We start from the raw sequence: 12756 nt of genomic DNA on the forward strand, positions 1-12756 counted from the left end.
ATTGTTTCCCATGACATATGAGCATGACAACAAAACGAAATTTTCAGACATCTGGCGGACCGCTAAAATCCGGGTACCTCACGGCAGAGAATCTGACCCAGATATTCGTACACTACGCTTCCGCCAAATTCTGCGACCGGCGGGCGCGTTAGCTCCTGAAACGATTGCGATTTTGAACGCGAGGGCCCGAAAGCTAGTAAAGCAAATAAAAGCGATCGGCCATATCCGCGACGCCGAGGACTGGACTAAGGGTTTCCGAACAGTCCATTGGATAGCTACGATGTATTCTAAGATAATGCTCTATCTAAAGAAACATGCTCTCATAGTAACTTCATCGTTCATGATAGGACATGCTGGCACGGCAGTAGGTTCCATCAATCTTTCACTGAACCCCGTGGTACGCAATATCTCGCACGGATCAACTCGGACGAAATCAAGACAATCCCCGCGCTACAGACCAGTTGGGCAACATAACGCAAAAGGGCCACCCGATCGGGTGGCCCTTCGACTGAAACATTCAGGAGCGCTTATTCGTCTTCTTCAAGCTTCTCTACGGCTTTCTGAAGATCGTCCTTCGACACTTCCTTCTCGTTCACTGTCGCCTGTTCGATTACATGGTCAACCACCTTGTCCTCGAAGATCGGCGCGCGCATCTGCTGTTGCATCTGCTGGTTCTGCTGAACGAATTCAAAGAATTGACGCTCTTGACCGGGGTACTGGCGCGCCTGGTTCATGATCGACTGCGTCATCTCGGCGTCGGTTACTTCGATCTCGGCCTTCTGGCCCAATTCGGCCAGCAACAAACCCAGACGCACCCGGCGCGCGGCAAGTTTCTTGTGCTCTTCGGTTGTCTCGATCTCGGGGTGATCGTGGCCTTCGACATCAGGGTTGTCCTCGTGCCACAGCTGGTGCGCGATCTGATCCGCTTCAGCGTCAAGCAGCGAAGGCGGCAGATCGAAATCGACCATCTTGTCCATCTGGTCCAGCAGGCTGCGCTTCATCACAGCGCGGGATGCGCCGAGGTATTCCCCCTCCAGCCGCTCGCCGATCTGCACCTTCAGGGCGGCCAGATCCTCTGCGCCGAACTTCGTCGCCATCTCGTCGTTGATCTCGGCGGCAACGGGTTCTTTCACCTCTTTGATGGTGCAGGCGAATGTCGCCTCCTTGCCCGCCAGATGCGGTGCCTGGTAATCGTCGGGGAAGTTGACGGTCACTTCCTTTTCCTCTTCGGCCTTCACGCCGACGAGCTGCTCTTCGAAACCCGGAATAAACGAGTTCGAACCAAGCACGAGCGGATAGTCCTCCGCCGAGCCGCCCTCGAACGCTTCGCCATCGACCTTACCGACAAAATCCATCACGATCTGGTCGCCGTCCTTGGCTTTGGAGCCTTTCTTGCGCGCTTTGAAATCCTGTGCGGTTTCGGCCAGGGACCCCAGCGCCTCGTCGATAGAGGCGTCATCCGCCTTCACGACCAACTTTTCCAGCGTGATCGAGGTCAGGTCGACTTCCGGAATCTCGGGCAGCTTTTCGTAGGACATCTCGACCTCGACGTCGTCGCCCTCTTTCCAGTCTTCGTTAGTCATCTTCACGTCCGGCTGCATCGCGGGACGGTCACCGGTTTCCTCGAAGTGATCCGACATCGCGCCGTCGATGGCTTCCTGCATCGCTTCGCCCATCACGCGCTGGCCGAACTGTTTTTTCAGCAACGCCATCGGGACCTTGCCCTTGCGAAACCCCTTCATCTCGACGTCAGGCTGCGCTTCTTTCAGCTTTTCCGTCACCTTGGCTTCCAGCTCTTCCGCTGGCAGCGTGATGGCGTAGCCGCGTTTCAGACCGTCGTTAAGCGTCTCTTTGACCTGCATGTGTGCTCCATAGCGTTCGGCCGCGCCATACGCGCGGGGCATCAAAATTTCCGCTCTTCTATTGGCGGCGGGACCTGTGTGCAAGGGCCGTTTCGCCCCCGCCCGCGCGCTCACATCCCCAGCGCTTCCTTGTACATCTCCATAACCGCCTCTTCTTCGGCGATATCGTCGGGCTCGCGTTTGCGCAGCGCGATGACCTTGCGCAGCACCTTGGTGTCGTAGCCGCGCGATTTGGCTTCGGCCATCACCTCTTTCTGCTGCTCGGCGAGGTCCTTCTTTTCGGCATCGAGCCGCTCGATCCGCTCCACGAACTGGCGCAGTTCATTTGCCGTCACGCGGTAGTTCGCATCTGCGGCGGAATCGGTCGGTTCGGGATTGGTGCTAGTATCGCTCATGGGCTGCTCCATCTTGGCGGTGGCGGGATTGCCCGGTGACTACCCTGCCCCAAACGCCCCCGCAAGGCGCTCTTGCCGGGGCGCGCGGATTAACATATCCCCACCTGCATGGAACAAACCGCAACATCTGTATTCGATATTCTGATCTGGACCGGGACGGGTGTTTCGATTTTGGGCCTGTTGGGGTTGGTCTACTGCATCATTCGGGTCAGCCGCGCAAAGCGGGCCGCCCTGTCCGACGAGGCGATGCGCGCGGAACTCAGGAAGGTTGTACCGCTCAATCTGGGCGCCCTGTTTCTTTCCGTGATCGGCTTGATGATGGTGATCGTCGGCATCTTTCTTGCCTGACGCCAGCGCCGTGCCCTTGCTTTGCGGCGAAATTCCTATACATATGCATTATGATGAATGTAAGTAGCGCGCGCTGATCCGGTACCGGCGACGCCGGGAATAGGAGTTGCAATGCCAGTAGATTGGATTTGGGGATTGGCCGGCGGCCTGATGATCGGTTGCGCGGCGGCCCTCTATCTTTTGGGGAACGGCCGCATAATGGGCGCAAGCGGGATTCTGGGCGGATTGATTGATGGCTCGGCGCGCGGTTTCGTTTCCGAACGGATCGCGTTCCTGATCGGCGTCATCGCAATGCCTGCCGTCCTGTTCGCACTTGGCGACACAGTTGATACCCACGCGACGGGCAGCGTACCACTTCTTATCGTTGGCGGCGTTCTCGTTGGGTTGGGGACGCGCGTCGGCAACGGATGTACGTCCGGTCACGGTGTCTGCGGTATCTCGCGGCTCAGCTTGCGGGGCATGGTCGCCACCGGTTTCTATATCGGAGCCGGCGTTCTCGCCGTTGTTGCATTGCGGGGTGTGCTATGAACCGGTTGGTAATGGCGCTGCTCGCCGGCGCGTTGTTCGGTGCAGGTCTGCATATATCGGGCATGACCGATACGCAGAAGGTTCTTGGCTTTCTCGACATTTTCGGTGAATGGGATCCAACATTGATGTTCGTGATGGGCGGGGCAATAATCCCGATGTTCGTGGCTTGGCGGTTCACGCGGGGCCGCACGCCTCTGGTCGGGGGCAGCTTTCCCGCACCGCCTTCCGACAAGATCGACGCCAAGCTCATTGTCGGCGCGATTCTGTTCGGACTTGGGTGGGGCACCGTGGGACTTTGCCCCGGTCCGGCGTTGGCATCGCTCAGCTATGGCGGTAGCTCGGGACTGATTTTTCTTGTCGCGATGTTGGCGGGGATGGTCGCCGCACCTCCGACACGTGCGCTGCTGGACAGCGCCACTGCGTGACGGTACCAATGGCGGATGGATATCAGAGAACTCACGCACCGCTATTTCGTCGCCCCGCAGATTGATCCGGGTCAAATGGCCGCGCTCAGAGAGCGCGGCATCACCCGTATCCTGTGCAACCGGCCCGATGCAGAGGTTCCGCCCACGCTGAATGCCGCCGCGATGGAAGCCGCCGCACAGGAAGCCGGGCTGGAATTCGTTGCGCAGCCTCTTACACATCAGACGATGACGCCCGAAAATATCGACCGCAACAAGGCGATCGGTGTGGATCAGGAAGGCGTCACTCTCGCCTATTGCGCCTCCGGCACCCGGTCCTGCATCGCGTGGGCGCTCGGTCAGGCCGGCTTGCGCAGCGCGGACGAGATACTGGAAGCCGCGCGCACGGCCGGATACGATCTCGAAAATCTGCGCGGATATCTCGAAGCCGCGCAAAAATGATCTGCAACAAGCAAACCTGAACAGCACTTGCTTGCCCTCATCCGGAGGCGATCTGGCGGCGGTCTTCGTCCGGGTATCTGTCTTCGCTTGCGTCCGTCTCATTCCAAAGGGCTGCCATATCGGTGTCCGGCATCTCGATATCAGGCATCTGGGCAGCATCGTCGAAAATGTCGACCTCGCCGGGATCAGCCGACGTCTCATCACCGCTAGGTAAATGCGCCGCCACGTCTGGCAGATCGAGCGTGTCACGGTCGGACGCCCGCCTGCGCGGGTGCACGTGGACCGCAGCCTTGTGCTCAAGCTGAACCGCACGCATGCCGTCGAGCTGTCCCAATGTGGCCCGGCTGACCACCTTGCCGTCTGCGTCAATTACCATCGCCTGCGCGAGGCTCGAAATCTTCAGGTCCAGGACATCTCCTGCCTTCATCCTGCTCACCGCCTGAAGCGGAAGGCGTAGCCGCGTGAGCGCGACCGTCAGATCCGCGTGCAGTTCCATAACCGTCTTCGAGAGGGTCCGGCCCACAGCCGGACAAGGTGGGTTATCGGAGTGCCGCGTATCGGGTTCCGGCGCGGCTGCTGCAACCGGTTTGGGCAGGATCAATGTCAAGGTGCCGGTACGCGCTCCACTTGCCAGATCGAACGTCACACAGACAGCCTCGTAGTCAATCTTGTCAAGCGCAAGCAAAGCTGCACGAGGCGTCTGCGCGCGCACCCCGAAGCGGTAGCCTTGGAGCACACGGCGGTCACCCGCCTCTTCGGGCAGTTTCGACGCATCCGCCATCAACGCTTCGACGAATGGCGCGCACAGGGCTGCGTCGGTATCGGTAAACTTGCGCGGTGCTGCACCGGACTGCGCCACCGTCACCTTGCCCATGGTCTGTTGCTGTATCAAACCGGTCACCAGATCGGCATCGAGCACGACCGCGCAAACCTGATGATCGGGGCCGTGCATCAACAAAAGCAGTGCTTGTTCGGTCAGCAGATCAGCAAGCGCCTCGCCGCTGGCGGCAGTACGGGTCACGCCAAGCGTATTGAGCGCAAGCCCCATCAGCCTATCGGCCTGCTTGGCCGCTGTCAGGCGCAGCGCACGGCCCAACGACATCGCCCGCGCCGCCTGCTGTTCACGTCCAATCCGAGCCTTGCGCTCGATCAACGATGTTATTTGTGCTGCGCTCATATTTTCGCCGCCCCCGCGTTCTGCCCCGGATCGCGGACACGCCCCCGTAAATCCTCCGGTTTGGACGTTGTAGCAACGCAATGGTTACCAGCGGATTTATGCGGGCAACAAAGATCGACCTCGGTCGACCACCAGCGTAGCCGCGAGCCTGACCTCGAATGTCGTCCCGTCCGCGTCCGTCACATAGCGGATATCGCCGCCGAGCCGCGTCATGATCTCGCGGCAGATGGCAAGGCCAAGGCCCGCGCCATCCCCTCCTCCATTGCCTAGCCGCGCGAATTTCTCGAATACCAGTGCCTGCGCGTCCGCCGGAATTCCGCTGCCGTTGTCGGCGAATGTGATCCTCAGTTCACTACCCGTCTGTGTGACTGAGATGCGCAACTGCGGCTGCGCCGAGTCGCAGTATTTTATCGCGTTGGTAACAAGATTGATGAACACCTGTGCCAGTCGGTCCCCGTCGGTGAACAGGTCCACATCTTCGGCCGCCGGGTCCCGGTGAACGGCAATGGCGCGCGCCGAACCCGCAAGCGATGTCGTCACGGCCTGATCTATCACCGCATGCAGACTGACGACCCTGGCGTTGAGCGACACCTGCCCGTTCTCAAGTACGGACAGATCGAGCAAATCGTCCAGCAACCGGGTCAGCCGGATCGTTTCCGTGTGGATGATGGAGGCATATCGCGTCTTCTCCTGCGGTGTCAGCCCGTCTGTGTCGCGCAGAATTTGCGAGAAAGACCGGATCGAAGTCATCGGGGTACGCAACTCGTGGCTGATCTGGCTTAGAAAACTGTCCTTTTGTAGGGAGAGCTGTGTCAGTTTCTGGTTCGCGTGGCCCAACTCTTCAGCAGTCTCGGTGAGTTCGCGTGATTTCGCCTCCAGCTGACTGGAGTATTCGAGAATTTGCGCGGATTCGTCCGCCACCGCGAGCAGGTCCTCCACCGATACCGCCTGACCGCCGATGATCTGTCCGATCATGGCGTTGGCCGTTGCAGCCCCCACCGACGCGGCAATCTCGCGTTCCAGCGCCTGAACGAACCCAGGTGTCGGGCTGGGCAAACTGCCGATCCGGCCCTGCCACCGTGCATGACGGTCAAAAAACGCCCTTGCCTCGGCCGCACCCAGAATTCGCTGTGACATGATCATCAGATCATCCGCTCCGCTGGTTGCCGCGGTCCAGCCATGCGCAGGCCCCGACGAATGGTCGAACACATTGACGAACTGTGCTCCCTGCAATCGCTCCAGTGGGTGCGGGAAGGTAAAGAACGAGATCCCCACAAACGCCAAGGTATTGAGCGACAGGCTCCACCAGACCGCATGCACGGTCGCGTCCATCCCTTCGATCCCGAAAAGAGCTTGCGGTCGCAGGATGCCAAAGCCCAGTAAACCCCGGTCGAACACATCCTGCGACAGCGCGGCATCGACGCCGAAACTTGGCAGCAGCATCGTGAAGCTCCAGAGCGCGAAACCAATCGCCAATCCCCACAGCGCGCCCACCCGTGTTGCTCCACGCCAGAAAATACCACCCAGAAGGGCCGGAAGGAATTGTGCCACGCCGCCGAAAGAGATCAGACCTATCTCTGACAGCGCGCCCGATCCGCCGGAGGCACGATAGTAGAAATAGCCGAGCGAGATAATCAGCAGGATCGACAATCGCCGGGCGCGGATGATCACGGCCCGCACATCGCCCGATCGCTGCGCCCCGCCGCCACGCAGCATCAACCAGATCGGCATGACGATGTGGTTCGACATCATGGTGCTGAGCGCGAGTGTGGCAACGATCACCATCGAGGTCGCCGACGAAAATCCGCCTAGAAACGCCAGCATGGCAAGCCCGTTCTGGCCTTGGGTCAGCGGGATGCTAAGCACATAAAGATCCGGGTTCGCATCCGCCGGCATCAGCGCAAGCCCGGTTACCGCGATCGGCACCACAAAAAGGCTCATCAACATCAGGTAGAGCGGAAAAGCCCAGCTTGCGATCTGGATGTGGCGCTCATCGTCGTTTTCAACCACCATCACCTGAAACATGCGCGGCAGGCACAAAAAAGCCGCGGCAGACAGGAATATCAACGCGCTCCACCGTCCGTCCTTTGCCTGCCATCCGCCAATGGACGATGCGTCGATGCGGGCAAGCGTATCCGTCACCCCGCCGCCGATGCCCCACACGACGAAGGTACCAACGGCAAGAAGCGCCACCAGCTTGACCACCGCCTCGACAGCGACAGCGATGACGACACCGTGATGGCGCTCTTTCGCATTGAGATTGCGGGTACCGAACAGCACGCTGAACAACGCCAGTCCCCCGGCCACCCAAAAGGCCGCCTGTGCGGTGTTGATCGTGCCGCCCTGCGTCGCCGGATCGGAAGAGGCGAATATCGTCAGCGATAGGGTTACGGATTGCAACTGCAAGGCAATATATGGCGTCACACCCACAACCGCCATCACAGTGATCATGATCGCCAGCACGTTAGATTTCCCGTAGCGCGCCGAGATCAGATCCGCCACAGAAGTCACCCGATGACTGCGCCCGATGCGCACCAGCCGCCGCAGGATCCACCACCAGCCGATCATGACGAGGGACGGACCGAGATAGATCGTGACGAACTCCATACCGGACCGCGCCGCGTACCCTACCGCGCCGTAGAACGTCCAGGCCGTGCAATAGATCGACAGCGAAAGCGTATAGACGAGCGGTGACCGCAGCAGCCAGCCGCCGCGCCCGCGCAGGGCCGCCCGCTCGGCCAGAAAAGCCACAAGGAACAGACCTGAAACGTAGACCAGGCAGACGCCGATAAGCTGGTTAAGCGCAACCATCAGCGCGACGCATCGTCCGCGCGCGTATCCGTGCCCTCATCGCCGGCCTTGCTGCGCCGCCACAGTGCGAAGGAGGCGGCGACTGCAAGGCTCCATATGCCGAAAATATACCACAGCGCAGTGGATAGGGATGTCGCGGCCTGCCCCTCTTGCGCGGTATTCCACATCAACGGGATCACGATCCAAAGCACGGCGCAGACGACGGGCAGAATACGGATCGCATCCACGATCCGGCGCATCCTGTACCGCTTGCGCTCCAGAAACAGCGGTGTCTTCGACATCAGCTGACGCGCCCCGCCGTCAACTCACGCACAGTCGCCAGCAGTTCGTCATTTGCAAAGGGTTTGGCCATAAAGCGGTTCACGCCTGCCTGCATCGCCTGATCCCGGTCGCGCGCCTGTCCGCGCGCCGTCAGCATTAAAACCGGTATGTCGGAACAGGCCGGATCGCCACGCAGCTCCGCCAGAATTTCGAAACCGGTCTTGCCGGGCAGCATGACATCCAGCATCACGAGGTCGGGCATGGCCGCGCGGATCACCTCCGCCGCGTTCGACCCGTTTGCCAGCATCTCGACGCGCCAACCTTCACGGCCAAGCAGAAAGCGGATCGCTTCGGCAATATTCGTTTCATCTTCCACCAACACGACGTGTTTGGTCATGTCCGCGTCCTCCCCCCGGTTCGCGCCACACCGGTCCGATCTTGGGGTCGGATACCGCGCCGCGCATGTCACAGGATGCACCCGTTCGCACGGCCTGTCAAAATCGTTGTGGTCCGCGCTACCCTGCAAGGATCGACGGCTCGCGGCGCGCAATGCAGGCCGTGCGCGGACAGATCCGGCATGTCGCGCCTACGGCCCGCACCGGCCTGCTGGTATCGCCCGCCGGTGCGGGCAGCAAAAGCATCACAGCGCGCGACAACGCGGGCGCATTGTAGTCCGGCGCCTGTGAGAGATCCGTCGCCGCATAGGCGTCGAACTGCACCTGTCCGCGACCAAGCTGGCCTATTCGGTCGTACATCACCGATCCGGGGGCGCACAGGCTTGCGAACAGCGGCCACAGGGGGCAGCAAGTATCGAAGCGGGGTACCGAAAACCCGTCTATGGATTTGCGGAAGATCACGGTGCCAGAGCGATCGCATACCACCAACCCGGCCCCCAGTACTGGCAGCGCCGCGAGACGACGCAAAACGACAGCGACAGGCACCGCGAACTGCCGCGCGAGGGCGACAGGATCGGGACAGTCCCCGTCAAGAGCCGCCTCCAGTGCGCTCAGCGGTAACATCATCGCGTCCTTCGCCACCTGTTCCAACACGCCGCGCAGGACAAAGACAGCAGCTTCGCTGAGCCCGCTCGCACTACCTTCGATCAGGGCGTCGACCCGCGCGGGGTCCTGTCCCTGCTCCAGCGGCTCAAAGCGGTACTCGTGCTCTTCGAGATAAGTCTCCACCTCTTCCTGGGGCGACTGGCCGCCAGCCTGAGCCTGTTGACCACGCTCCAGATAATCCACCAACGCCTGCGCGCTGTTGGCAAGTCTGCGGCTGTCGGCGTCTATGTTGACGTGGAACCGGTGCTGCCATTCGGGTTCAAGGGCGTCCCCGTCCGCAAGGATCTCGGCGGTGGACCGCACGGCGGCGGCGGTGGTCAGCAGTTCGTGCATGGATGCCGCGAGATGCGGATCATGGGCCATACGGTCGCTCAACATCTCAACGGTGCGCTCCAGCATTGCGATGCGGCGCTGACCGTTGGCCAGGGCCTCGGCCCAACCGGGGAAACGCCCCGCGAAAGCTTCAGCACGCGCCGCATCCTCGTCGCTCAGCCTTGCCGCCAATGCCGCCTCGCGCAGCGATCCCAGCAGCGCCGCCTCGGCTCCTTCGGTCAGCGCCTGCGGCTCGACTCCGAGGACGTCGGCGATATCCAGCAGCAGTTTGCCACCGATTCTGCGCCGATTGTGTTCGATCAGATTGAGGTAGCTTGCCGAAATACCGATCTGTTTCGCCAGATTCGCCTGCTTGAGCGCGCGCATGACACGCCGCTCGCGGATGCGGCTGCCGGTCAGGCTCTCACGCGGCATATGCAACCACAGCGGTATTTACACTATTAATCAGAGGGTTTCTGCGCTGCAACATCATCAAATTTACACACCCGGCGTTTTCCATGTGGATTTATTTACAAATAAACCGTGCCAATCAAGGGGCTTATTGCGCGGCAATTACCCCGGCGTAATACTGCCTTTGCACCTAAGTGCCAGCGTGAACAGCCGAAGAATGCTGTTGCGCAGTTTCAAAATCTCGGGAGGACTTAATGTCAATCTTTAATCCGACACGTCGCGGTCTGATCCAAACCGGCGTCGTCGCCGGCGCCGGTCTTGCACTGCCGACCTATCTGCGCGCCGACGCGCACTCCGGTTTCACCAATGCGCCTACGGGCGACACGGTGACGCTCGGCTTCAACGTACCGCAAACCGGTCCCTACGCCGACGAAGGCGCGGACGAGCTTCGCGCGTTCCAGCTTGCCGTCGAGCACCTGAACGGTGAAGGCGACGGCGGCATGTTGCAGACCTTCAGCTCCAAGGCGCTCGAAGGCAACGGCATTATGGGCAAGAAAGTCCAGTACGTCTCAGGCGACACGCAGACCAAATCGGACGCGGCCCGCGCCTCCGCCAAGTCGATGATCGAAAAAGACGGTGCCATCATGATCTCCGGCGGTTCGTCCTCCGGTGTCGCCGTGGCGGTTCAGGGCCTGTGTCAGGAAGCCGGCGTCATCTTCATGGCCGGTCTGACGCACTCCAACGACACGACAGGCAAAGACAAGAAGGCCAACGGCTTCCGCCACTTCTTCAACGCCTACATGTCCGCGGCCGCCCTCGCACCCGTGCTCAAGCAGCTTTATGGCGAGGACCGCGCGGCTTACCACCTGACAGCCGACTACACATGGGGCTGGACACAGCAGGAATCCATCCAGGCCGCCACCGAGGCGCTCGGCTGGTCGACCGTGAACGACGTGCGCACGCCGCTGGCCGCGACGGACTTCTCCTCCTACATCGCGCCTGTGCTGAACTCCGGCGCGGATGTTCTGATCCTGAACCACTACGGCGGAAACATGGTCAACTCGCTGACCAACGCGGTACAGTTCGGCCTGCGCGACAAGCAGGTGAACGGCAAGAACTTCGAGATCGTCGTGCCGCTCTATTCCGAGCTGATGGCCCGTGGCGCGGGCGAAAATATTACCGGCATCGTCGGTTCACAGAACTGGGACTGGAAACTGGAGAACGAAAAAGGCGCACGTTATGCGGGCACCAACGCCTTCGTTCAGTCGTTCGGCGAGAAGTACGGCTTCCCACCAAGCCAGGCTGCACAGACATGCTATGCACAGACGCTGCTTTATGCGGATGCGGTTGCGCGTGGCGGCTCGTTCAACCCCTGCGCTGTCGGCGAAGCCCTCGCAGGCTTTGAATTCGACGGTCTGGGCAACGGCCCGACGCTCTACCGTGCGGACGATCACCAGTGCTTCAAGGACGTCGTCGTCGTGCGCGGGAAAGAAAACCCCGAGAACGAATACGATCTGGTTGAAATCGTCGAAGTCACTCCGGCGGAGCAGGTCACCTATCCTACCGACCATCCGATGTTCGCCGGTGGCGATCTGGGTGAGTGCAACCCCGGCGCATAACTGCGCACCGCAGGGCGGGATCTGACATTTCCGCCCTGCACCCCCATCTCCCCCCTAAAATGACGAGGCCGCCGCGATGGACGCCATACTTTTGCAACTTCTCAACGGGTTGGACAAAGGCTCTGCCTATGCGCTTATCGCGCTGGGTCTTACCCTGATCTTCGGAACGCTTGGCGTGGTGAATTTTGCGCATGGTGCGATCTTCATGATCGGTTCTTTCTGCGCGGTAACCCTCAGCAAGATTTTCGCACTGTCGCACAAGGCGGCCGAGCCGTCGGGAAAGGACTTTCTCGGAAACCCGAAATACGACGATGTGCTTTATATCACCGAGTGGTTCGGCGAGGACATCGGCAACTGGATGATCGACTGGTCCGTCCCGCTGGCCATCCTCTTCGCGATCCCGATCATGCTGCTCATCGGCTACATCATGGAGCGCGGCCTGATCAAACACTTCTACAAGCGCCCGCACGCCGACCAGATCCTCGTGACATTCGGGCTCGCGATCGTGCTGCAGGAAGTGATCAAGTATTTCTACGGTGCCAACCCGATCCCCACGGCCTCGCCAGAGGCGCTGCGTGGATCGTTCGATTTCGGCGTCCTGATCGGCTTTGAGCCCAACGCGATCATCTATCCGGTCTGGCGTCTCGTGTATTTCGCCTTCTCCGCACTGATCATCGGTGCCGTATTCGCCTTCCTGCAATTCACCACCTTCGGGATGGTGGTGCGCGCCGGTATGGCGGACCGCGAAACCGTCGGCCTTCTGGGCATCAACATCGACAAACGCTTTACCATCATGTTCGGCATCGCCGCTGCCGTGGCCGGATTGGCCGGCGTGATGTACGCGCCGATCAACTCGCCCAACTACCACATGGGCATGGATTTTCTGGTGCTGAGCTTCGTCGTGGTCGTCGTCGGCGGCATGGGCTCATTGCCCGGTGCGGTCTTGGCGGGCTTTCTTCTAGGGATCGTCGAAAGCTTTGCCTCGATGAACGAGATCAAGGCGATCATCCCCGGCATCGACCAAATCATCATCTATGTAGTTGCAATCGTGATCTTGCTGACCCGGCCCCGTGGCCTGATGGGACGCAAGGGCGTGATGGAGGAATAA

At 60.5% G+C, this 12756-nt stretch carries 13 protein-coding genes; 6 read left to right on the forward strand and 7 right to left on the reverse strand.

Annotated elements, in window-relative coordinates:
- Positions 1–527 precede the first annotated feature (527 nt).
- Together tig and Q1A06_RS05635 are read right to left on the reverse strand one after the other, a co-directional pair.
- A complete protein-coding gene (gene tig / locus Q1A06_RS05630; RefSeq protein ID WP_299560563.1) occupies positions 528–1862 on the reverse strand; it encodes a trigger factor in 1335 nt (444 codons plus the stop codon).
- A 110-nt stretch (positions 1863–1972) separates the two neighbouring features.
- A complete protein-coding gene (locus Q1A06_RS05635; protein WP_299559789.1) occupies positions 1973–2257 on the reverse strand; it encodes a DUF2312 domain-containing protein in 285 nt (94 codons plus the stop codon).
- A 108-nt stretch (positions 2258–2365) separates the two neighbouring features.
- On the opposite strand from Q1A06_RS05635, the gene Q1A06_RS05640 reads away from it, so the two are divergent.
- The 4 genes from Q1A06_RS05640 to Q1A06_RS05655 all read left to right on the forward strand — a co-directional run bounded on the left by Q1A06_RS05640 (position 2366) and on the right by Q1A06_RS05655 (position 3996).
- Positions 2366–2605 carry a hypothetical protein gene (locus Q1A06_RS05640; RefSeq protein ID WP_299559792.1) on the forward strand — a complete coding sequence of 80 codons (240 nt, stop codon included), beginning with the start codon at positions 2366–2368 and terminating at the stop codon, positions 2603–2605.
- A 111-nt stretch (positions 2606–2716) separates the two neighbouring features.
- Positions 2717–3133, forward strand: coding sequence for a YeeE/YedE thiosulfate transporter family protein (locus tag Q1A06_RS05645; RefSeq protein WP_299559795.1), 417 nt, complete (start codon positions 2717–2719; stop codon positions 3131–3133).
- A complete protein-coding gene (locus Q1A06_RS05650; protein ID WP_299559798.1) occupies positions 3130–3558 on the forward strand; it encodes a DUF6691 family protein in 429 nt (142 codons plus the stop codon). The genes Q1A06_RS05645 and Q1A06_RS05650 overlap by 4 nt, the downstream gene beginning before the upstream one ends.
- Before the next feature lie 15 nt (positions 3559–3573).
- Complete coding sequence (locus Q1A06_RS05655; protein ID WP_299559801.1) at positions 3574–3996, forward strand: TIGR01244 family sulfur transferase; 423 nt, start codon at positions 3574–3576, stop codon at positions 3994–3996.
- A 37-nt stretch (positions 3997–4033) separates the two neighbouring features.
- Here the strand turns inward: Q1A06_RS05655 and Q1A06_RS05660 are convergent, their stop codons facing one another.
- From Q1A06_RS05660 to Q1A06_RS05680, 5 genes are all read right to left on the reverse strand, one after another.
- Positions 4034–5173, reverse strand: a complete 1140-nt coding sequence (locus tag Q1A06_RS05660) for a FliM/FliN family flagellar motor C-terminal domain-containing protein (RefSeq protein ID WP_299559804.1) — start codon at positions 5171–5173, stop codon at positions 4034–4036.
- Between the two features lie 96 nt (positions 5174–5269).
- Complete coding sequence (locus Q1A06_RS05665; RefSeq protein ID WP_299559807.1) at positions 5270–7984, reverse strand: ATP-binding protein; 2715 nt, start codon at positions 7982–7984, stop codon at positions 5270–5272.
- On the reverse strand, positions 7984–8265 hold the full coding sequence (locus Q1A06_RS05670) for a hypothetical protein (protein ID WP_299559810.1): 282 nt from the start codon (positions 8263–8265) through the stop codon (positions 7984–7986). The genes Q1A06_RS05665 and Q1A06_RS05670 overlap by 1 nt, the downstream gene beginning before the upstream one ends.
- A complete protein-coding gene (locus Q1A06_RS05675) occupies positions 8265–8642 on the reverse strand; it encodes a response regulator (protein WP_299559813.1) in 378 nt (125 codons plus the stop codon). Before Q1A06_RS05675 ends, Q1A06_RS05670 begins: the two co-directional genes overlap by 1 nt.
- Before the next feature lie 118 nt (positions 8643–8760).
- Positions 8761–10053 carry a helix-turn-helix domain-containing protein gene (locus tag Q1A06_RS05680; protein WP_299559816.1) on the reverse strand — a complete coding sequence of 431 codons (1293 nt, stop codon included), beginning with the start codon at positions 10051–10053 and terminating at the stop codon, positions 8761–8763.
- A gap of 230 nt (positions 10054–10283) precedes the next feature.
- Between Q1A06_RS05680 and Q1A06_RS05685 the strand changes: the two genes are divergently transcribed.
- Positions 10284–11648 carry a substrate-binding protein gene (locus tag Q1A06_RS05685; RefSeq protein ID WP_299559820.1) on the forward strand — a complete coding sequence of 455 codons (1365 nt, stop codon included), beginning with the start codon at positions 10284–10286 and terminating at the stop codon, positions 11646–11648.
- Positions 11649–11724: 76 nt separating this feature from the next.
- Complete coding sequence (locus Q1A06_RS05690; protein WP_299559823.1) at positions 11725–12756, forward strand: branched-chain amino acid ABC transporter permease; 1032 nt, start codon at positions 11725–11727, stop codon at positions 12754–12756.

The sequence above is a fragment of the uncultured Sulfitobacter sp. genome, from assembly GCF_947497275.1.
GTDB lineage: Bacteria > Pseudomonadota > Alphaproteobacteria > Rhodobacterales > Rhodobacteraceae > Sulfitobacter.